This window comes from Halochromatium salexigens, from assembly GCF_016653295.1.
Classification (GTDB): Bacteria; Pseudomonadota; Gammaproteobacteria; order Chromatiales; family Chromatiaceae; genus Lamprobacter; species Lamprobacter salexigens.
Map to the genome: position 1 here is coordinate 12,763 of NZ_NHSF01000005.1, position 21,122 is coordinate 33,884.

The window sequence follows — 21,122 nt, forward strand, 5'->3', positions numbered from 1 at the left end:
GTATTGCAAAAGCCTTCGAAGCCGGCTAGCATCGGGATTGAAGCGTCCATCCGTACCGCTGTCAGCAAGCCGCCAACATCGTCGCATCCACCGGAGGTGAACATGAGTCCACGCCTGCATACCCAGTCTCCCGAGAAGACATCCGGCGCCACTGCCGCCGCGACGGAACGCCGTCTGCAGAGCAATCAGCTGCTACAAGGCAGCCGCCGAGTGGTGATCGAGCACGGCGATGCCAGCTACACCCTGCTGCTGACCCGCAATGACAAACTGATCCTCGTCAAATAGCCACTCAGGCAGGCCTCACTGCTCGCGGCGGACTTGCCCTGGCACAGCCAGGCAAGTCCAGGCTAGACCCAGTCCAGTCAGACCCAGCAGCCTCCACCATGGTCACGGGCATCGAGCCTGCGGCTATCGGCAGCCGCAGCCACGAGCAGGACAGCCTAGCCCGAGCGGACGCGTCGACGCCGCCCTTCGCTTAAGCGCTGCCGCCGCAGGACCAGCGTGAAGATGGGCCCGGAGATCGCGTAGCTGAACGCCATCAAAAACAGCAACACCGGTGGGTCGAGGACCACCAACGCGAAGCCGAGCATCAGCAGCACGACGAACATGAAGGGCACGCGTCCCTGCAGGTCCAGCACCTTGAAGCTGTGGTAACGGAAATTGCTCACCATGAGCAAGCCGCCGCAGGCCGTGAGTAGCGCCATGAGCAGGCTGACACTCGCGCCGCTGATGCCATTATCCGTCCCGATCCAGACCGCACCGGCGATGATCGCCGCCGCAGCCGGGCTCGGCAAGCCCTGGAACCAGCGCTTGTCGGCGATCCCGACCTGGGTGTTGAACCTGGCCAGCCGCAGCGCCGACGCCGCCGTATAGATGAAGGCGGCGAGCCACCCGAGCTTGCCTAGCCCGGACAGCGCCCACTCATAGGCGACCAGCGCCGGCGCCACGCCGAAGGCGACCATATCCGAGAGACTGTCATACTCCGCGCCGAAATCGCTCTGCGTGTGCGTGATGCGCGCGATGCGCCCATCGAAGCCATCGAGCACCATGGCCGCGAAGATGCCCAGGGCGGCGGCCTCGAACTGCCCTGCATTGGCCGACAGGACCGCGTAGAATCCCGCGAACAGGGCGGCGGTCGTGAACAGATTGGGCAGCAGATAGATGCCGCGATGACGGCCAGCGGGGGACGTCGGGGTGGATGGATCAATCGGGTCGGAATCGAAATCGGAATCAGCCATAAGGTTCGGCACTTGCAGAGGCCCAGCGGTCGCGTTGGGCTCACGGCCAGTATAGACGTCCGCCCTTGCACAATTGAAGGGCCTGGGCCAGTCGCAATTCTTCGCTTGGAGCTGAGTAGCAAGACGCGTTCTAATGGCGCGCGGCGATCGAGCCGGACTGAAGCCGGACTGACCGAGGTCCATCCGCGGGCACTCAACACAGGGGCCAACCATGCAGAGACAACGACCCGACCTACCCAGCACCGACAAGCGCTGGAAGCTGGTCAACGCCACCATGCGGCGCAATGGCTATGCCGAGCATGCGCTGATCGAAGCCCTCCACAGTGTGCAGGATGCCTTCGGCTTCCTCGACACCGACGCCATGACCTTCGTCGCCGATTCGCTCGACCTGCCGCTGAGCAAAGTCTATGGGGTCGCGACCTTCTACCACCTGTTCATGCTCAAGCCCCAGGGCCGGCATACCTGCGTGGTCTGTACCGGCACGGCCTGCTACATCAAGGGGGCCGGAGCCTTGATCGAAGGCATCGAACAGCGTTTCGGCGTCAACCCCGGCGAGACCACCGAGGACAAGTCCCTGTCGGTGATGACCGCGCGCTGCGTGGGCGCTTGTGGCCTCGCGCCGGCGGTGGTGATCGATGGCAACGTGATCGGCAAGCTCGGCACCGACAAATTGGTCGAGCGTATCGAGGAGGAGACCCGCGAATGAACCTCGACGAACTCGACGAACTAGCCCGCAGCTATACCGAGGAGGCCGCTGATGTGGCCCAAGAGGTGCGCGTGTGCATGGCCGCGAGCTGCCAATCCACCGGCGCGCAACCGGTATTGGATGCGCTGCACGAGGCGCGCGAGGCCAAGGGCGCCGACAACTGCCGCGTCAAGGGTGTCGGCTGCATGGGCCTGTGCTCGGCCGGGCCTTTGGTGAGCGTCGGTGAGCGCGATGCCGACCTCAACGCCTCCAACATCTACCGCGAGGTGAGTGCCGATCATGCCGAGGCCCTGATCGAGGCGACCCAGGACCCGGCGGCCGCCGAGGCGAGGCTCGCCGCGCTGCACTGCCCGAGCGACCTGCCCTTCTTCGCGCGCCAGCACAAGATCGTGTTGGAACACGCCGGCGTGATCGATCCCGATAGCTTCAAGGGCTATGTCGCCGTTGGTGGCTATCGCGCCATGGTGCAGGCGCTCTCCGAGATGACCCCTGCCGAGGTCATCGCCGAGATCACCACCAGCGGCCTGCGTGGTCGCGGCGGCGGCGGCTATCCAACCGGCCTCAAATGGTCGACGGTGGCGAAGATGCCGGACGAGCAGAAGTACGTCATCTGCAACGCCGACGAGGGTGATCCAGGCGCCTTCATGGACCGCGCGATCCTCGAATCGGACCCGCATCGCCTGCTCGAAGGCATGGCCATCGCCGCCTACGCGATCGGCGCCAACAAGGGCTACATCTATGTGCGCGCCGAGTACCCGCTCGCGGTCGAGCGCCTGAAGAACGCGATCCGCAAGGCCAAGCGCCAGGGCTTCCTCGGCCATCATATCTGCGAGACGCAGTTCAATTTCGATGTCGAGATCCGCCTCGGCGCCGGCGCCTTCGTCTGTGGCGAGGAGACCGCGCTCATGGCCTCGATCGAAGGCGGTCGCGGCCAGCCCCGCCCGCGCCCCCCTTATCCGGCCGAATCCGGCCTGTTCGGGCGGCCCACGCTGATCAACAACGTCGAGACCTATGCCAACATCGCCCCCATCGTCAACGAGGGCGGCGACTGGTTCGCCGGCATCGGCACCGAACGCTCCAAGGGCACCAAGGTCTTCGCGCTCGCCGGCACCATCGAGAATACCGGGCTGATCGAGGTGCCGATGGGCACCCGCCTGCGCGACATCATCGAGGTGATCGGCGGTGGCATCCCCGATGGCAAGGCGTTCAAGGCGGTACAAACCGGTGGTCCCTCGGGCGGCTGCGTGCCGGCCGAGCATCTCGACATCGGCGTCGATTACGACAGCCTCAAGACGCTCGGCACCATGATGGGCTCGGGCGGCATGATCGTCATGGACGAGACCTCGAACATGGTCGATGTCGCGCGCTTCTTCATGGAGTTCTGCATGGACGAGTCCTGCGGTAAGTGCGTGCCCTGTCGCACCGGCACCCAGCAGATGCACGCCTTACTGGACAAGATCGCCAAGTCCACTGCCACGCGGGGCGATCTGGCGCTGCTCGAGGAACTGTGCGATGTGGTGCAGGCGACCAGCCTGTGCGGACTCGGCCAAAGCGCGCCGAATCCGGTCATGAGCACGCTGCGCTACTTCCGCGCCGAGTACGAGGACAAGCTCGCCGGCTGTTGACTCAGTTGATCGGTTTGGGCGGTTGCAGCTTGAACATAGGCTGGCTGTTCGGTCCACTACTATGCAAGCCAGGATCCAAGGCGCGATCGGACAGGGTTGGGCGAATCCGCAAGCGCAGTCGAGGAGGTTGGATCAGGCGCGAACCGCGAGCCGGTTCGCTCGCCTTAGCCATCGCTGGCGTGAGGCTGATCCCCGTCATTGCCCGTGCTTCCTGCGAATGCGGGGCGATGTCTTTTCTGCGCAGATAGGTCGTCAGCACCCGGTAGGTATAGCGTTGCGTCTCCGGATAAGTGATGAATCCATTATGACGGCTCAACGCGCCCTCGCCGGCGTTATAGGCCATCACCGCCTTACCAATTCCGAATTGCCCGAGCAGCCGTTTCAGATGCCTAACGCCAGTGCGGACATTGATTTCCGGGTCGAACAGCGCCTCGATCGAGTGGACCCCATAGTCGGCCGCCGTCTCTGGCATGACCTGCATCAACCCGACCGCACCTACTCGAGACACGGCATGGGGATCATAGCCAGACTCCGCAATCACCACGGCATCGACGAGATCAACCTCAACACCGTACTGTTTGGCCGTGCGCTCCACCAAGGCCTTGAGCGCCGCGCGACTGGGCACGGCCCCGGCGGGAGGCGTCGGCAAAGGGGACGCGGCCGAACCATCGTCGGTGGCCGCCTTCGCCTGCGCGAGACCGGCAACGGCAACGCTCGCGGCGAGGCCGATGACAACGATGAGCATCAGATTGGTAACAAACCATCGCATTGCAGCATACCCTAAGGATGATGAGAAATAGCATCAGCAGCCACCTATGACCGGCGATCGCGCACTGGCAGCGAGGGCAGCGATGCTGCGATACTTCACCGTCGATCATACAGGCTGTGATGGCACGACCCTAGCACTCACGGCAACGCCGAGCATCGCCTTTGGGGGTTGTCACAACCTTGGCGAGCGATCCTCGCTTAGCCAGACCAACGAGACGCCCGGCCCTGACGCATAGCGCACGATACGCACGATGAGCGACAAGATCCCAAATGGAACCATCGCCGAGGTGCAGGGCCAGCGCCGCATCCATTACGACGGTTACTGGATCAAATACTATGAGCCACCGCCGGAAACCTTAGCCGCTAAGAAAGCCTTGATCGAGGCCTTGACCCGCCGCCTGTTCAATCACGTTGAGCACGGCATCAACATCCCCGGCATCCGGCTCGCCGAAGCGCGCGCCGCCTATGAGGCCGAAACCAACCCAGAGCGCAAGCGGGTCAACGGTGCGATGCTCGCCGGTGCGCTGTTTAACCGCGCCGCGACCATCTTCACCAAACTGGTCGAACTGCAGGCCGACGGCGTTGAGATCGAGCCCGACGACGCGCTCATGCGCGAATGCGGCGACTACCTGCTCGAAGCCCTGGATCTCGGCCACATGGTGCGCCATCGCGGCGGCGACGAGGGCATCGACGAACTCTGGGGTGAACCATTCAAGGCCTTCAGCCAGCCGATCTCGGCCTTCTATGAGAGCCGCTACCTCAAGATCGCGATGACCATGCGCGATGTCGATCGCATCACCGCCACCTTGACCACCACGTTCGAGGGCAGCACCCAGGTGAGCGGGTTGGCGCCACTGCTGGCCGAGCTGAGCGAGTCCGCCAAGCGCAAATGCGAGATCCTGCGGACCGATCCAGCCATCTTCGATGTCTGGCCAGCCTTCGTCGTCGCTGGCGATGGCCTGCGCAATATCCAACCCAACCTGCCGCCGGCGCCCTCGGCGGCCGAGGTCCACGAAGCTCAAGAAGGCAATCGCATCCTAAAGTCCAGCACCGCCCTCGTAAGCCACATGGTTCGCGCTCGCGCACCGATGCCTAAGAGTTGCCGCGAACTCATCGATACCTGCCATCAATTCCGACGCGCCTTCATCGAGCCGCGGCTGCGCCGGGAACAGCAGTCCGGCTCACCCGGTTAAGCGCACCAGCGGCCTGGCCTGCTGGCGCAGGCGTTCTGCCGCGAGTTGAAGCAGCGTTGCCTCAACGCCGAGTCGCACTACTCCAGAACCAACTTGCGCCCAAACGGGTGGCGGGCATTCGCATTACTCGCGGGCACAGCCCAGATCACCGGATAGCAGGGCTTGTACTCGGCGGGGCCGTCAAGATCAGTGAGAAAGACGGCGATGTCGGGGGCATGGCGCTCGGCCTCGCGCAGCAGCGGGCTGAAGTCAGTACCGCCACCGCCATCGAAGGCAAGCTCACGCAGGTTGGAGCAACCTGGCTCGAACTGGGCAACACCGCTGACGCGCTCATCACCGGCGACGATGGTGAGACCGGCCTCGAGACGGCGGCTGATGGCCTCGATTTCGCAGGCGAAACGCTCGAGCAACGGCGGATCGATCGATCCCGAGAGGTCGACCATGACGACCAAGCGCGGCACCGCACGCGAGGCGGTGCGGCCCGGCTCCCAGGGTAGCCGCCGACCGCTTGGGGTGCGGCCCTGGTTGGCCAGGTAGGAGCGCGCGGGACGTGACCAGGATTGATCCGGTGTACGTGCCAGGCCACGTGTGAGCAGCGTGCGCAGCAGATGCTCCCAGGGCGTGCGCACCTTGGGCAGGTCGGCGATCAGCTCGCGCAGCATCGAGTGAGCGCCATCGCCAGCATGGGCGCGGATTAGCCGCTCGCGCCATTCGCGCGCCTGTTCGGCTTCTTGCTCGGGGCGTAGCTCATCGTTGGCCGGGAGCAGGTCGCGGGGCGTCTCGGCGCCGAGCCAGCGCGCGCGGCTAGCGCGAGCACCATCCTCGCGGGAAGCGTTACGGTCGGCATCGGGCTGCGCGCTCTGCTGGACTGGCCGCTGCATGGCCTGCTGTGCCGACCCTTGCGCCTCCTGTACGCTGTCACGACCCGCGCGGCCACTTTGCTGCCCGCTGTTGCCATCTCGCCGGGGGTTGGCGCGGGGTTGATCGCCGCTGCCCGCGAGCAGGCGCGGGCGACGGTCATCGATGGCGCGGTAGAGCCTCTCAAGATCCCATTCCAGCAGCGCGGCCGCCGGGCGCTGCTGGTCGCGATTCAGGGTGCTGGCGAGCAGGCCTTCCAAGGTCATTGCCGTGCTCGGTAGCTCCAACCAGGCGAGATGGCCAAGGGTGCTGTTGACGATAGCATCGGCGCAGAGGTTGAACAACGCCGGGTCGATCTCACCGAGCAGCCGCTCGAGCGCCCTCGCTCGCTGCACGTGCTGCAGCGCAACATGCAGCACCTGGTGTGCAACCTGGCCGATCTGCAGCGGCAGGCTGAGCGCCTCAAAGGCGGGCATATAGAAGATGGTGCGGCCATCGTTGGCCGCGCTGAGCAGTGCCCCCGTCTCGGCGCCAGCGGACGTCCCAGGATCATGCCTAACACCAACCGGCAGCACCTCGACATCCTGATGCCGAATCCAGAGCGCCAGGCCACCGGTCGAGGGGGCATATTCGACCATCTTTTGGATCGCGCGAGTGCCGCGGTGAGTATGAAGAGAGGCTTGCATCGGCGGCGATCGAATCTCGAACGGTTTGTTGACAACGTTGGCCTAGCGCGGCGACCCAGCGGGGCTCGATCGACACTGCTACGTTAGGGGCTGCGGTCTCGCTTGAGTACGGTCTTCGCGTGCAGCACGCTAGCCACTCAGTCCAGCCTGCTCGCGCGCTTCGCTGTAGCGCCGATAAGCGGCACTATCGAGGACCACCCCTTCAAGGCCATTCGCCAACGCCTTCTCCAACAGCAGCTCCATCGCTAAAGTCTGCGCCTCGCGGATCGGCAGCGGCTCGCGGGCCGGAGCATCCGGCAACTGCTCGATGATCGCGAGCGCACGCGCCATACGCTCGCGATCACTGGCCGCAGCCAAGAGCGCGTAGATCATGCCGTAGAGCGCATCCAGATTGCTCGGCAGCAAGGCGGCGGTGGCTTCGCCGGGCTCGGCCTCGAGCAATGCGATCACATCGACCCCGGCTTTGATCTCTTTGAGCACACCGAAGAACTCAGCGGCGTTGGCCGCACCGATGCGCCCCTGCACGAAGACCCGCTTGGCCTGCTCCGAGAGACCGGAACGGATGACGTTGGAGATGTCTTCCCAACCGCGCGGGCTAGCGCCGATCAGGTGATCATTGGCGAGCTGGGTCTGGGTATCGTCGAGCTTGTCTGGCCGCACCTTGAGGTAGGCCATCACCTCGGGCGCGAAGCCGCTCGCGACCGCGTGGCCGAGAAAGGCATCGATCACGGTCTGGACGTTGAAGTGGAACATCCGGTCGGCGAGCGCGGTGCCCATGTCGTGGCTGACCGCGCCATGGAAGCTAGCGTTGCCGGCCGCGACCACCTGCCAGCCCTCCGGCAGCCGATAATGGCCAACGCGGCGGTCGAGGATCAGCGAATAGGCGGAGATCTGCAGCCGCTGATCGGCCGCAGTCAGCTCATCAAGGAACAGGATGCCCTCGGGCTGATCGGCGGTCGGCAGGAATTCGGGCGGGAACCAGACCGTCTTGCCCTGGGTGTCATCGGCGTAGATCGCCCCCCGGATGTCGACCGGCTCGATGGTGGTCAGGCGCAGATCGATCAACGGCACGCCGAAGTGATCGGCGACCTGACGCACGATCGACGACTTCCCGACACCGCGCGTACCCCAGAGCATCGAGGCGCGATGGCGCAGGAGCGGGTCAGCGTATTGTTCGATCAGGGCCTGTTTAGCGGCGGCGATGGAAACCGGCGGGATATTCATCCGGCCTCGACGCCCTGCACGGATGGATTGCTCATGCGCCCTTTGCTGTCATCGATGATCCAGTCGTGGCCGATCAGTCGCCGCGGAAGTGGCGGGATCTCGATCACCGGCAGCTCGCGCATCGCGAAGATGCCGATCATCAGCAGCGGCGGGGCATGAAAGATGAACATCCGCACCAAGGAGGCGCTCTCGAGCGAGAGCAATTGGATCAGCGGCGCGGTGCCAAGCAGGCTGAGGCCGATCAGCATCGGGATCGCGCGCTGGAAGGTGACCCGCCAGCGTGCGGATTGCCAACGCGCATGGAATTCCCCCGGATCGCTGCGCAAGGTCTTGGCGAGATGCGGTACCGCCTCGGCCAGCTTGGCCTCGATATCGCGCGTGCGCTCCGGCTCGTCGGCGGCAATGCGCACGCTGCCGCGCCAGAACCGACCCAGCGGCCGCATCGGGCGCCATTTCCAGTCCAGGACGGCGAATAGATCAGCCGGCACGCGCAAGCGTTGGTCATTCTTGGCTCGTAGTTCGACATCGGCCGGCATCTTACGGCCGGTCTTGGCGTTCAGGTTCAGGCAGACGCCCTCGACCTGGGCCTCGGCCTTCTCTAGCCGTAAGCGCCAATGAGCGGATGACTGCTCGCTGGCCGCGATCGGCTGTAACCGGTAACTGCGCGCGATATGGATGCCCTCGGCGGCAACGATCTGGCGACCCACTTCAATGGCCTCGACCTGTTCCAGCAACACGCCGGGATCGGTGCCCTCGATCTCCAGCGTCGAACTCAGCCCAGCGCCATCACTGAGAACGCGCCGAAGATGGAAATGCTCGGGCTCGGGGTTATCGAGCATCAGGGTCTCGGTGATCGACTCGCCGGCGCTCGGCAGATCGGGATGCTGGATCGGCTTAAACCGCAGCCGACGTTGGGCGCGATCACTGGCAGTGAGATCGACTTGGTGTCCACGTTGGCTGAAGGGAGCGACCAGGCCGAGAATGGCATGATGGGTGAGCGGGACCAGCCCGAAAGACTCGGCCTGGGGCACGGTCGAAGTCGATGGTGAAGGGGTATAAGCGACGCGAACCATAACAGTCAGCTCGATCGTGATGGAGATTACAGGGCGATGACGATACACGGCTTCAGCCGCGGCGGCATCCCCCGTTTATCCCTGAAGAGGCTGGGGATTTTCCGAGCACTCGAGGAAATTTCCTCGCCGATGTTTCAGGGCGTCGTCCTCAAGGCCAAGCCGCCCAATCGGCCAATGGCGCGAGATTCACGGCCATGTTCGAGCGCGCCCCGTGGCGGGCGTTGAGCCCGTAGACGACGCTGTGCACGCCGACCACACGCCCCTCATGGAGGACAGGACCTCCGGAGTCGCCGGGGCAGAGCGAGGGGGCTTGGGCGGAGCGCTGACCCGCTTGGGTGTAGAAATTGACCGCGTCGACCCGAATGACGGCCGACGATGCCGAGCGGCGCACGGCTGGAAACTCTGGGTTGGAACGATCGCCGGAACCAGCACGGGCGCGTCCCAGAGCGGCACAACCGAAGCCAACCAGTTCAACCTCGGCACCGGCCTGCAACGGCGTGAAATCCACCGCGCGGGTCGGGATCGACGGGGTCGCCGTTCGCAATCGCAATAAGGCGATATCGGGATAACGCGCGGCGAAATGATGGCGCATGCGCAGCCCCTGCTGGAGGGTTGCCGTCGGCAGTGCCGATGCCCCGTCGCCCAGCTCGGCGAGACGCTGCCGACGGTAGTCAGCGAACTTCGCGAGCCCCTCCTGGTAGGCCTCGGGCAACAGGGTCTCCGCGACGACCACGGTGAGCGCATCGGTTCCGCACTCCTGGCGGTAGGCATTGTTCAGCTGGACCGAACCTCCCGGTTGAAAGGCCGGCCGGAGCGAGCCCGAACCAGCATCGACAACGCAATGCGCCGCCGTGAGCAGGGTATGCGAGTCGATCTTCACCGCGCTGCAGCTTGCCACCTGGTCGCTGCGCAGCGTCAGCACCGCAGGATGACGTTGCTCGCTGTCCGGCTCACCACCGCTCAGCGCAAAAGCCCCGGGTGTCGCCAGGAGCCATAGGAGTATCATCAAGCGCACGATGACTTGCACACAACCGAGGCCAGTCAGGTAGACTGGAACTGTAGACGGTCTACTTTCACTCATGGGCGGAAGGGAATCATCCAGGTTGATGGGATGCACAGAGCCGCTAATACTTTTGACCATCACCACCTCTTGGGTTTGTGTTGCCCTCATGTGATCTCGCCGTGCGCCTGATGGTTTGCTCAAACACCCACACTCGGACGCGGCGCGCGCGGCTCACCCGATTCGCGCGTTGGGGGCTGATCGCTATCGTTGCCTGGCAGTCGGGCATGTCCTCGGCTCAGCAGATCATCGTCAATCCCGATGTCGGCGTCGTCGCCATCGATCGCAACCGCGCTCGCCTGATCTTCACCATGCGTGTCAATCAATGGGGCGACAAGCAGCCGGTGACCGTCTTCGTGCTACCAGATGATGCATCCCTGCATCAAGTCTTCGCCAAGAGCGCGCTAGGCGTCTACCCTTACCAGCTCAGGCGCACCTGGGACCGACAGGTCTTCTCCGGCACCGGCCAAGCACCCGTGCAGGTCGCCAACGAGCAGGAGATGATCGAGCGCGTGCGCCAAACCACGGGCGCCATCGGCTACATCAGCGACCGCCCGGATGCCACCGGGGTCAAGACCGTCAAGGTCGAATAACCATGGACAGATCGCGCGCCCTGCTCGCCCTCCTCAGCCTTTTGCTGCTCAGCCGTGGTGCTGCCGCAGAGCTAGCGTTGCCGAGCGGGCTGCAGCTCCATGGCTTCGCCAGCCAGGGCGCGGTCCACACCAGTAGCAACCGTTTTCATGGCGACAGCCCGGAAACTTCCCTCGATTTTACCGAGATCGGCCTGAACGCCTCGTGGCGCCTGAGCCCAAGGCTGCTGCTTGCCGGACAGGTGCTGTCACGCCGCGCGGGCGACATGAGCGATGGCTGGCCCAAGGTCGATTTTGCCCTGGCCGATATCAACTTGTTCATGCAAGACAGCCATCGGGCCGGCATGCGCCTCGGGCGGCTGAAGAACCGCCTCGGCCTTTACAACGAGACCCGCGATGTGCCGTTCACCCATCCGGGCATCTTCCTGCCCCAGGTGGTCTACTTCGATAAGGTGCGCAACCTGGTGCTTGCGACCGATGGCATCCAGTTGCACGGCGAACTCTACCAGCCTTTCGGAACGCTGTCGGCCACCCTCGCGACCGGACGGCCGGTCGTCGACGAGAATGTCGAGGCGGCGTTGTTGCGGGGCCAGATCCCAGGGGCCATCGAGCCGCGCGAGAACAGTTGGCTCGCAAGCCTGTGGTTCCATTCACCGGCTGAGCGCATCAAGGTCGGGCTCAGCGGCGCGGCGATCGCGTTGCGGCAAGATTGGAATCTAACGCGTGCGCATCCGCGCATCGATCTCACCTACTGGATCGCCTCGGCTCAGTACAATGCCGAGCGTTGGAGCCTCTCGACCGAATACATGGGGTTGCCTTTCCGGGGACGCGATTTCCAACCCGTGCGTCCAGATCTGAATCAGACTTCCGAGGGCTATTACGCGCAGCTGACCTATCGTCTGCGCCAGCCGCTCGAGCTGATGCTGCGCTACGAGGAAGGCTTCGCCAACCGTGATGATCGCGATGGTCGAACACTCGAACGCCAGACCCAGGGCCTGATCCCCGAGCATGCAGGCTCCTCGCGCATCCTGAGTCTCGGGCTGCGCTGGGATGTCTCGCGGCATTGGATGCTGCGGACTGAATATCAGCGGCATATCGGTAGCTTCATTCTCTCCGAGATCGAGAACCCAAATCTGCTCGAGCATGATAAACACTGGGATCTCTTTGCCGTGCAAGCCGCCTTCCGCTTCTGAGCGCGGATTGTCGCGTGACTGATCGACCCGCATTCCACCAACGCCGCGGGCGACCTTTCCTCGGTCTGCGGTGGAAGGTACTGATCGGCATCAGCCTGCCCTTGGCTGCGGTGATCATCTCCCTGACCCTCTACGCGCATGAAATCCTGATCGGTCAGTTCGAGCGCCATCAAGGCCAGCTCCGCCAGCGCCAGGTTGCGCACTTCTCAAGCCTGCTTGCGGACCGCTATCAGCAAATGTCGCGGCTAGCCAGCCTGGTGCCACGCCTGACTCATGACAACGATGATCAAAGCGTTGTCGAACACCTACGGCATGTGCTGGAGATCGACGGCGGGACGCTCGATCTGGAGTGGGATATTCGCTCGGTGCACTGGATTCCCTTGAGCGGGCGGCCCGTCGCGCTCTGGCCGCCGGAAAGCCAAGCACTGCCGAGGCTACTCGTGCGCGAGGTCCAAAGGCAGCCGGAAAAGGTGGTTGAGCGGCTGCTGTGCGAGCAAGAGGCCTGCCTGCAATACTTGGCGTCACCGGTGTTGTGGCGTGGCGAAACAGCCGGCAGCCTCGTCTTAGGCCGCACCATGGCGAGCCTGCTTTTGGCCTTCAGGGACATCACCCAGGCCGATCTCGTGCTCGCCACCCTAGCCGACGACCCACCTTCAATGGGCGCGCAACCCCAATTCCTCGGCGCAACCCAGGCTGAACAGATGCTTCCTTTGCTGCGCTCCGTGCCCGCCGCATCCTTGCTCGCCAGCAGTCCCAGCGAGCCCTTATCGGTCGAACTCGGTCAGGATTGGTACCAGGTGTTCCGCATCGCCCCGGACGCCAAGGGGCTGATCGGCTTCATCATCAACCAGACCACGGATGACCAGCGCGCGATCGCCAGTCTATCGCAAAACAGCCTGATCATCGGCCTGCTCGCCCTCATCGTGGCCGAGATCCTGCTGCTGCTCATCATGCAGGGGCCCGTTACCCGTATCCACAAGCTGTCTCAACTCCTGCCACTGCTCGCCGAGAACCGCTTCAACATCTTAGCCGAGCGCCTGCCAAGGGCGCGGCATCTGGTGGGATTGCGCGATGAAATCGATGAAACCATCGAGGTCGCCAACACCCTCAACCAGCGCATGGCGCAGATGCAGGAAGAACGCCAAGCAGCACAACGCAAACTCCAATGGCTGGCCAATCACGACTCCTTGACCCAGCTACTCAATCGCCGTGGCTTCGACCATGCGCTGACCCACGCCATCGAGCAGGCAGAGCGCGACGGCACTCGCGGTGCGCTCTTGTTTATCGACCTCGACAACTTCAAGGATGTCAACGACACCAGTGGGCATCAGATCGGCGATCGCTTACTCAAGCGGATGGGTATGAAGCTCTCGGCCACGCTCGGGGAAGGCGTCCAGGTCGGACGCCTTGGTGGTGATGAGTTCGCCGTACTGCTGACCGAAGCCGAGACTGTCGCCATCAGCCAATTCGCCAACCAGCTTCTCGTGTGGATCAAATCAATCACCGTGCGGGCTGGCGCCCGCTGCCATCAAGTCACCGCCAGCATCGGCATCGCCCTCTTCCCCGATCATGGCGACGATACCGAGACAGTGATGGCCAATGCGGACCTGGCCATGTACCAAGCCAAGACGCATCAGCATCGTCACTATCACTTCTACTCCGAGCACGACAAGGCTCGGGCGCTGGCCAATGCACGCGTACTTTGGGGGCGCGAAATCACCGAGGCCCTGAACGCCAGTCGGCTCCAGCTTTACTATCAGCCTCTGCTGGAGCTATCGACACGACGCATCTGGCGTGCCGAGGGTCTGTTGCGCATCAACCTCGTCGACGGGCGTTTGGCGTTCCCGGATGAATTCATCCCCATCGCCGAACGGAGCGCATTGATCAATGCCATTGACCGTTGGGTCATCACCGAGGCCATTCGCCTGCTCGCCGAGAATTCGCACCTATCCCTCTCCGTCAACCTTTCAGCGAAAGCATTGGCAGATACCAGCCTCGATGCCGACCTTGCTCGCCTGTTGCAATCGGCGTGCGTTGACCCGTCACGTTTGACGCTCGAGATCACCGAGACGGTCGCGATCGAGAACATCGGCGGTGCTGTTACTCGCATGAAGAGTATTCGCGCGCTCGGCTGTCACTTCGCGCTCGATGACTTCGGCAGCGGTTTTGCGTCTTACGCCTATCTCAAGGAGCTGCCGGTGGACGATGTGAAGATCGATGGCAGCATGATCCGCAATCTCGATCAGAGCGTGGAAGATCGGATCTTCGTCAAGGCCGTCGTCGAGATGGCGCATAACATGAACAAAAGGGTGGTGGCCGAATTCGTCGACTCAGAGGTTATCCTCGAGATCCTGCATGACATCGGGGTCGATTTTGCCCAAGGCTACTTCATCGGGCGCCCACTGCCGCATCCGCCGGCACCGTTCACCCATGATGAGCCTAGCTAGCCAGGCGATTAACGGTCAGGGGGCCGTGCGGATCGCAGCTCGAATGCGGGCGATCAGCGCGCTCAGTTCGGCGTCGGCGGGAACGGCTTGGCCGATGAGCCAATCCTGCAGGATCTGATCTGGCATACCGAGCAAACGCTCGAAAGCGCGGCGCGCATCGCCATCGAGTTCAGCATAGCCATGCTGCAGGAAGTGGTTGAGCAGGAGATCCAGCTCAAGCATGCCGCGCCGGCATTGCCACTGCAGGCGTTTGATCTCGCGCTCGGTGGCCGAATCGGCGCCTGATTCAGCTCGGGCTGGGCCTGGATCGGCGGGGCTTGGACCAGCGCGCTGGTCTGTGATACTTGCGGGGGCGTCATTCACACCGATTGCTCGAGCATCAGCTCTTTGATCTTGCCGATGGCCCGGGTCGGATTCAGCCCCTTCGGACAGACCTCGACGCAGTTCATGATGCTGTGGCAGCGGAACAGCTTGTACGGGCCTTCCAGCGCATCCAACCGCTCCTCGGTGGCCTGATCGCGGCTGTCGGCGAGGAAACGCCAGGATTGCAGCAGCGCCGCCGGGCCATGGAACTTGTCCGGGTTCCACCAGAACGACGGGCAGGCGGTCGAGCAGCAGCCGCAGAGGATGCACTCATAGAGCCCGTCGAGCTTGTCGCGATCCTCGGGCGACTGGCGGATCTCCTGCTCGGGCAAGGGATCCTTGCGGATCAGATAGGGCTCGACCGCGCGATATTGCTCGTAGAACTGGGTCATGTCGACGACCAGATCGCGGATCACTGGCCGCCCCGGCAGCGGGCGCACCTGGATCGGCTGGTTCAGCTCGGCGATCGGCGTGATGCAGGCCAGGCAGTTGGTGCCATTGAGGTTGACTCCATCGGAGCCACAGACGCCCTCGCCACAGGAATGGCGAAAGGCGAAGGTCTCGTCTTGCGCCTTGATCGCCAGCAGCGCCTCGCGCAGCATCATGCCGGGCGGTGCCTCGACCTCGAAGGTCTGCATAAAGGGCTTGGCGTCGGACGCGGCCGGGCGCGACTCGGCGTCGCGGTCGGGCTGGTAGCGGTAGACGGAAAGGCGTATCGCGGTCATGGGCGTCTCGCTCTAGTACACCCGCGGCTTGGGCGGGAAGGAGTCGACCGTCAGCGGTTTGGTCCGCACCGGTTTGTAGTCCATGCGATCATCCTCGCGCTGGTAAAGACTGTGCTTCATCCAACGCTCGTCGTCGCGCTGCGGATAATCGACACGCGAATGCGCGCCGCGGCTCTCATCGCGATGCAAGGCCGACATCAAGGTCGCCATGCCAACGTCGACCAAGTTATCGAGTTCCAGCGCCTCGATGCGGGCGGTGTTGAAGGTCTGGCTATGATCACGCAGACGCACGCCCTCGACGCGCTCGCGCAAAGCCTTTAGCTTCTCGACGCCTTCGGCCATGGTCGCCTGATCGCGGAACACCCCGCAGTGGTCCTCCATCAGGCGGCGCAGCTCGGCCTTCACATCGGCGACGCGCTCGCCCTCGCCCTGGCGCTCCCAGCGCGCCAAGCGCGCGATTGCCGGCTCGAGGTGCGCATCGCGCATCGGCCGATGATTCGGGTTCTCGGCGACATAGCTCAGGATGTCGGTGCCGGCGGCACGGCCGAACACCAGGATGTCGAGCAGCGAATTGCCGCCGAGCCGATTGGCCCCATGCACCGAGACGCAGGCGCACTCGCCGGCCGCGTAGAGCCCGGGCACCACCTCTTCCGGACCATGGCGGGCCGGCGCGACCACGCGCGCATGGCGATCGGTGGGGATGCCGCCCATCGCGTAGTGCGCGGTCGGGAACACCGGTATCGGTGCCTTGGCCGGGTCGATGCCGAGGAAGACGCGGCAGATGTCGGTGATGCCGGGCAGGCGCTGATGGACCACATCGGCGCCGAGGTGATCGACCTTGAGCAGCACGTAATCCTGGTTCGGCCCGCAGCCGCGACCCTCGCGGATCTCGGTGACGATGGAGCGCGAGACCACGTCGCGGCTGGCCAGATCCAGCGCATTCGGCGCATAGCGCTCCATGAAGCGCTCGCCCTCGCTGTTGATCAGATAGCCGCCCTCGCCGCGCGCCGCCTCGGTGATCAGCATGCCCTTGCCGGCGACACCGGTGGGGTGGAACTGGTAGAACTCCATGTCCTGCAGCGGCACCCCGACGCGCAGCGCCATGGCCATGCCGTCGCCGGTGTTGATGAAGGCGTTGGTGGAGGTGCGGTAGACCTGACCATGGCCGCCGGTGGCCAGCAGTGTGGTCTTGGACTCGATGATCAGCGGCTCGCCGCTCTCGATGTCGAGCACCAGGGCGCCGAGGGTCACGCCTTCTTCATCGCGGATCAGATCGACGGCGAAGTGCTCATCGAAGAAGTGGGTCTTGGCGCGCAGATTCTGCTGATAGAGCGTGTGCAGGATGGCGTGGCCGGTGCGGTCCGCCGCCGCGCAGGTGCGCGCCGCCTGCTCGCCGCCAAAATTCTGACTCTGGCCGCCGAAGGCACGCTGGTAGATGCGTCCGTTGTCGAGCCGCGAGAACGGCACGCCGGCATGTTCGAGTTCATAGACGGTCGGGATCGCCTCGCGGCACATGGTCTCGATCGCGTCCTGATCGCCGAGGTAGTCCGAGCCCTTGACGGTGTCGAACATGTGCCAATGCCAATTATCGGGCAGCGCGTTGGCGAGCGCGGCGTTGACGCCACCCTGCGCGGCGACCGTGTGCGAACGGGTCGGGAACACCTTCGAGACCACGGCGACGCGCAGATCGGCGGCGGCCAGGCGCAGCGCGGCATTGAGGCCGGCACCACCGGCGCCGATGATCAGCGCATCGAAGTGGCGATGGGGAAGCGAGCGGGCAGCGGCCATAGCAATCAACCAACCTGTACCAGGATCAAGGCCTGCAGCGCCCAGAGGCCAGAGGCGAGGAACATCAGCGCGAACAGTGCCAACAGCCCAACGCGCAGGCCGAGCGGCTTGACGTAGTCGATCAGCACATCGCGGATACCGACCCAGGCATGGGCCAGCAGCAACGGGATGAAGACCAGCAGGCCGAGCGCGACCCAGGGCGAGCCCGCCCAAGCCGCCAGCTGCGCATGGTCCTGCGGCGGGGCGAACGCAAAATAGAGCGCCAGGTAGAGCCCGAACAGGGCCAGATAGACGGCGCTGATGCGCTGCACCAGCCAGGCTTTGAGCCCCGAGGCACGCCGGCTCATCGCAGCACCACCGCCCCGATCAGGGTCAGTGCCAACGCGCTGTAAAGAGTGGTCCAGGCGCTCTTGCGGGCGCTCGGGCGGTCCAGCCCCCAGCCGAGATCGAGCGCCAGATAGCGCAGCCCCGCCAGCAGGTGATGGAGCAGCGACCAGCCGAGCAGCAACAGCGCCAGTTGCCCGAGCGCACTGCTCGCCAGCGCCGCCGTGGCGGCGAACCCGGCGCTCCCCGACAGGGCCTGTGCGAACAGGGCCGCGAACACCGGGATCGCGAGCACCATCAGCACTCCGCTAACGCGGTGGAGGATCGACACGACGCCGGGAATCGGTAATCGGATGCGCCACAGCTCAAGGAACACGGGGCGAGAGTTGACCATGAAGGGCTCGGTTCTCTGGGGTTGGTGAAGCGAAGGTTTGTGCGCCGCAGCAAGGTTAGCGTTTCGTGACAGGTCGAGGCAACCACTACTTGTCTCGCAAGACGCGTGTCGGTATCAGTCCGCCTTCGGCCGCTTCCAGGTATAGACGGCCGTCACCGCGTAGTTCCAGACCACACCGACCAGGATGCCGGCCAGCGCCGACAGCACCCAGAACGAATGCGCCTCGAACAGCCAACTGGCGATGCCGACATTGGCCAGCGCGCCAATGCTGCAGGCGATCACGAACGAGAACCAACCGCGCAGCAGATCCCAGCCACGCAGGCGCCTGTCTCGGTAGGTGAAGAGGTTGTTGAGGAAGAAGTTGGTCGTCATCGCGACCAGGGTCGCCACGCTCTGAGCGACGAGAAAACTGGTATCGGCCAGCTTGAAGCTGATCCAGAGCACGAGCATGTGTACCAGCACACCGCTGGCGCCGATCAACGAAAAGGCGATGAAGCGCACCGGCAGCATCGGGCCGACCCATTTCTGGATCAGCATCAGCAGATATTCCCAGACCACGGCCTCGTCGAGCTTGCTCTCCCCGGCATGACGCGGGCGAAACCGATAGGGCAGCTCACGGAAACGCAGCGGCCCGGGATGAGTCGCGAACAGGTCGAGCAGGAGCTTGTAGCCGACTCCGCTCAGCTCGCGCGCATCGTCTTGCAACAGCTCGGTGCGCAGCATGAAGAAGCCACTCATCGGGTCCTTCAGGTCGGCCTTGATCAGGCGTTGGCCCAAGCGGGTCGCCAAGCGGCTCATCGAGGCGCGCTGATCGTCCCAGTCGCCGACGCCACCACCGGCGACATAGCGGCTGCCGATGACGATCTCCAAGGGTTCGGTCCGTAATTGCTGCAGCATCGTTGGCAACAGCGTCTCGTCGTGCTGCAGATCAGCATCCATCACCGCGACATAGGGGGCCGAGGTCGCCAGCATGCCCTCGATACAGGCCGACGAGAGCCCCCGGCGGCCGATCCGCTGCAGCACGCGGATCTGAGGATGCGCGCGGGCGATGGCGCGAACACGCTGCGCGGTGCCGTCCGGAGAGTCGTCATCGACGAAGATCAGCTCCCAGTCGATCCCCGTTAGCACAGCCCGCAGACGTTCGACAATGAGCGGCACATTCTCGGCTTCGTTATAGGTCGGAATCACGACCGCAAGGGTCGGCGCACGGCATGGGATCGACAAGGCAGCCTCCGGCAAGATGGCATCGGATAAATGGAGGTCGCGGCGCCGCGCGCGCCACCAGCCCATAAAACGAACATTCCTGGAATAAAAAGAAACATTGAGCAAAACCTCATAGGATTTGCTAGTTTATCAGCGTGACGGCCCTCGCGCTCATTTTCCCTCGATTTACAGATAATTAACAAAGACTTAGGCAGACTGCCCAAGACTTTATCCGATACCGATAAGACGTCGCAGACGTCTATTTTTCATGCTATGGGAGGCCCACCCATGATCAAGCCAATCGGCTCCGACGAGCTTCAACCGCGGTTTGTCTACGACTCCAAACGCCACCACCAGTTGATCCATGAAGCCGAGTCACTGCCCTCGGCCACGATCAGCTCCCAGGCCGCCGCGAATGCCGTGATGATGGGCGCGGGCTATTTTAACCCCCTCGAGGGCTTCATGAACGTGGCCGACGCAGTCAGTGTCGCCGAGACCATGCGCACGCTCGAGGGGCGCTTCTTCCCGGTCCCGGTGCTCTGCCTCGTCGAGTCCGCGGAGGGGATTGCGGGTGCCGAAAGGATCGCCTTGCGCGACCCCAACGTCGAGGGCAACCCGGTGCTGGCGGTGATGGACGTCGCGGGCATCGAGACGGTCTCCGACGCGCAGATGACCTTGATGACGCAGCAGGTCTATGGCACTCAGGATGCCGAGCATCCCGGCGTGAAGACCTTCAACAGCCAGGGCCAAATCGCCCTCTCGGGGCCGATCGAGGTTCTGAATTTCTCCTATTTTCAGAACGACTTCCCGGATACCTTCCGGACAGCGGTCGAGATCCGCCACGAGATCCAGGAACGCGGATGGCGCACGGTGGTCGCCTTCCAGACGCGCAACCCCATGCACCGCGCGCACGAAGAGCTGTGCAAGATGGCCATGGAGGCCGTCGGCGCGGATGGCGTTGTCATCCACATGCTGCTCGGCAAGCTCAAGCCCGGCGACATCCCGGCACCGGTGCGCGATGCCGCGATCCGCAAGATGGCTGAACTCTACTTCCCGCCGAACACGGTCATGATTACGGGCTATGGCTTCGACATGCTCTACGCGGGTCCACGCGAAGCGGTGCTACACGCCTATTTCCGCCAGAACATGGGCGCGACCCATTTCGTTATCGGACGCGATCATGCCGGTGTCGGAGACTACTACGGCGCTTTCGACGCCCAGACCGTCTTCGACGAGGAGGTACCGGAGGACGCCCTCGAGATCGAGATCTTCCGCGCCGACCATACCGCTTACTCCAAGAAGCTCGAGCGTGTCGTGATGATGTGCGACGCGCCGGATCACACCAAGGAGGACTTTGTTCTGCTATCGGGCACCAAGGTGCGGGAGATGCTCGGTCGCGGAGAAGCTCCTCCGCCGGAATTCTCGCGCCCCGAGGTCGCTCGGATCCTGATGGACTACTATCAATCGATCTCGTGACGGCAACCGACACCCAATTGCGGCTAATGGGGCTAGCGACGAGCTGCTATCGATTGATGCGAGAAGGCTATTATCCGACCAAGGAGAGCCTTTTTGAACTGGCTATCGTGACGAGGCATTTTGTTGATCTCAGTCGATAGCCATTTCGTTAAACCGTAATAAGATTATGTTGTGGTAGATTCGCACAT

Annotated in this window: 20 protein-coding genes; 8 read left to right on the top strand and 12 right to left on the bottom strand. The window is 63.7% G+C overall.

What is annotated here, in order from left to right; genetic code table 11:
- Nucleotides 1-102 precede the first annotated feature (102 nt).
- Nucleotides 103-285 (top strand): hemin uptake protein HemP, encoded by a 183-nt coding sequence (gene hemP, locus CCR82_RS00170; protein WP_201243188.1) that lies wholly within the window; start codon nt 103-105, stop codon nt 283-285.
- 155 nt (nt 286-440) lie between these two features.
- On the opposite strand, the gene pssA is transcribed toward hemP, so the two are convergent.
- Nucleotides 441-1,238: a CDP-diacylglycerol--serine O-phosphatidyltransferase gene (gene pssA / locus CCR82_RS00175; protein ID WP_201243189.1), complete on the bottom strand. Its 798-nt coding sequence runs from the start codon at nt 1,236-1,238 to the stop codon at nt 441-443.
- A gap of 211 nt (nt 1,239-1,449) precedes the next feature.
- On the opposite strand from pssA, the gene hoxE reads away from it, so the two are divergent.
- Nucleotides 1,450-1,944 (top strand): bidirectional hydrogenase complex protein HoxE, encoded by a 495-nt coding sequence (hoxE, locus tag CCR82_RS00180; protein ID WP_201243190.1) that lies wholly within the window; start codon nt 1,450-1,452, stop codon nt 1,942-1,944.
- Complete coding sequence (locus tag CCR82_RS00185; RefSeq protein WP_201243191.1) at nt 1,941-3,569, top strand: NuoF family protein; 1,629 nt, start codon at nt 1,941-1,943, stop codon at nt 3,567-3,569. The genes hoxE and CCR82_RS00185 overlap by 4 nt, the downstream gene beginning before the upstream one ends.
- 1 nt (nt 3,570) lies before the next feature.
- On the opposite strand, the gene CCR82_RS00190 is transcribed toward CCR82_RS00185, so the two are convergent.
- Nucleotides 3,571-4,338 carry a lytic transglycosylase domain-containing protein gene (locus CCR82_RS00190; RefSeq protein WP_201243192.1) on the bottom strand — a complete coding sequence of 256 codons (768 nt, stop codon included), beginning with the start codon at nt 4,336-4,338 and terminating at the stop codon, nt 3,571-3,573.
- Nucleotides 4,339-4,588: 250 nt separating this feature from the next.
- Between CCR82_RS00190 and CCR82_RS00195 the strand changes: the two genes are divergently transcribed.
- Nucleotides 4,589-5,530, top strand: coding sequence for a hypothetical protein (locus tag CCR82_RS00195; RefSeq protein ID WP_201243193.1), 942 nt, complete (start codon nt 4,589-4,591; stop codon nt 5,528-5,530).
- A 77-nt stretch (nt 5,531-5,607) separates the two neighbouring features.
- Here the strand turns inward: CCR82_RS00195 and CCR82_RS00200 are convergent, their stop codons facing one another.
- The 4 genes from CCR82_RS00200 to CCR82_RS00215 all read right to left on the bottom strand — a co-directional run bounded on the left by CCR82_RS00200 (nt 5,608) and on the right by CCR82_RS00215 (nt 10,452).
- Complete coding sequence (locus CCR82_RS00200; protein ID WP_201243194.1) at nt 5,608-7,074, bottom strand: vWA domain-containing protein; 1,467 nt, start codon at nt 7,072-7,074, stop codon at nt 5,608-5,610.
- Nucleotides 7,075-7,203: 129 nt separating this feature from the next.
- On the bottom strand, nt 7,204-8,298 hold the full coding sequence (locus tag CCR82_RS00205; protein ID WP_201243195.1) for an AAA family ATPase: 1,095 nt from the start codon (nt 8,296-8,298) through the stop codon (nt 7,204-7,206).
- Nucleotides 8,295-9,371 carry a hypothetical protein gene (locus CCR82_RS00210; protein WP_201243196.1) on the bottom strand — a complete coding sequence of 359 codons (1,077 nt, stop codon included), beginning with the start codon at nt 9,369-9,371 and terminating at the stop codon, nt 8,295-8,297. The genes CCR82_RS00205 and CCR82_RS00210 overlap by 4 nt, the downstream gene beginning before the upstream one ends.
- 148 nt (nt 9,372-9,519) lie before the next feature.
- Nucleotides 9,520-10,452, bottom strand: coding sequence for a trypsin-like serine protease (locus CCR82_RS00215; RefSeq protein WP_201243197.1), 933 nt, complete (start codon nt 10,450-10,452; stop codon nt 9,520-9,522).
- A gap of 206 nt (nt 10,453-10,658) precedes the next feature.
- Here CCR82_RS00215 and CCR82_RS00220 point away from each other — a divergent pair, with 206 nt between their 5' ends.
- From CCR82_RS00220 to CCR82_RS19015, 3 genes are read left to right on the top strand one after another with little or no spacing between them, the layout of a single operon-like run.
- Complete coding sequence (locus CCR82_RS00220) at nt 10,659-11,024, top strand: type 2 periplasmic-binding domain-containing protein (protein ID WP_242513127.1); 366 nt, start codon at nt 10,659-10,661, stop codon at nt 11,022-11,024.
- Between the two features lie 2 nt (nt 11,025-11,026).
- Nucleotides 11,027-12,214, top strand: coding sequence for a hypothetical protein (locus CCR82_RS00225; protein WP_201243198.1), 1,188 nt, complete (start codon nt 11,027-11,029; stop codon nt 12,212-12,214).
- Nucleotides 12,215-12,228: 14 nt separating this feature from the next.
- Nucleotides 12,229-14,661 carry an EAL domain-containing protein gene (locus CCR82_RS19015; RefSeq protein ID WP_201243199.1) on the top strand — a complete coding sequence of 811 codons (2,433 nt, stop codon included), beginning with the start codon at nt 12,229-12,231 and terminating at the stop codon, nt 14,659-14,661.
- Between the two features lie 15 nt (nt 14,662-14,676).
- Here the strand turns inward: CCR82_RS19015 and CCR82_RS00235 are convergent, their stop codons facing one another.
- The 6 genes from CCR82_RS00235 to CCR82_RS00260 all read right to left on the bottom strand — a co-directional run bounded on the left by CCR82_RS00235 (nt 14,677) and on the right by CCR82_RS00260 (nt 19,479).
- Nucleotides 14,677-15,024, bottom strand: coding sequence for an FAD assembly factor SdhE (locus tag CCR82_RS00235; RefSeq protein ID WP_338073056.1), 348 nt, complete (start codon nt 15,022-15,024; stop codon nt 14,677-14,679).
- A complete protein-coding gene (locus CCR82_RS00240) occupies nt 15,021-15,740 on the bottom strand; it encodes a succinate dehydrogenase iron-sulfur subunit (RefSeq protein WP_338073059.1) in 720 nt (239 codons plus the stop codon). The genes CCR82_RS00235 and CCR82_RS00240 overlap by 4 nt, the downstream gene beginning before the upstream one ends.
- Nucleotides 15,741-15,761: 21 nt before the next feature.
- A complete protein-coding gene (gene sdhA / locus CCR82_RS00245; RefSeq protein WP_201243201.1) occupies nt 15,762-17,537 on the bottom strand; it encodes a succinate dehydrogenase flavoprotein subunit in 1,776 nt (591 codons plus the stop codon).
- A gap of 5 nt (nt 17,538-17,542) precedes the next feature.
- Nucleotides 17,543-17,884, bottom strand: a complete 342-nt coding sequence (sdhD, locus tag CCR82_RS00250) for a succinate dehydrogenase, hydrophobic membrane anchor protein (RefSeq protein ID WP_201243202.1) — start codon at nt 17,882-17,884, stop codon at nt 17,543-17,545.
- Complete coding sequence (gene sdhC / locus CCR82_RS00255) at nt 17,881-18,255, bottom strand: succinate dehydrogenase, cytochrome b556 subunit (protein ID WP_201243203.1); 375 nt, start codon at nt 18,253-18,255, stop codon at nt 17,881-17,883. Before sdhC ends, sdhD begins: the two co-directional genes overlap by 4 nt.
- Nucleotides 18,256-18,369: 114 nt before the next feature.
- Complete coding sequence (locus CCR82_RS00260; RefSeq protein ID WP_242513128.1) at nt 18,370-19,479, bottom strand: glycosyltransferase; 1,110 nt, start codon at nt 19,477-19,479, stop codon at nt 18,370-18,372.
- A gap of 267 nt (nt 19,480-19,746) precedes the next feature.
- Here CCR82_RS00260 and sat point away from each other — a divergent pair, with 267 nt between their 5' ends.
- Nucleotides 19,747-20,934, top strand: coding sequence for a sulfate adenylyltransferase (gene sat, locus CCR82_RS00265; RefSeq protein WP_201243205.1), 1,188 nt, complete (start codon nt 19,747-19,749; stop codon nt 20,932-20,934).
- The last annotated feature ends 188 nt before the right edge of the window (nt 20,935-21,122 follow it).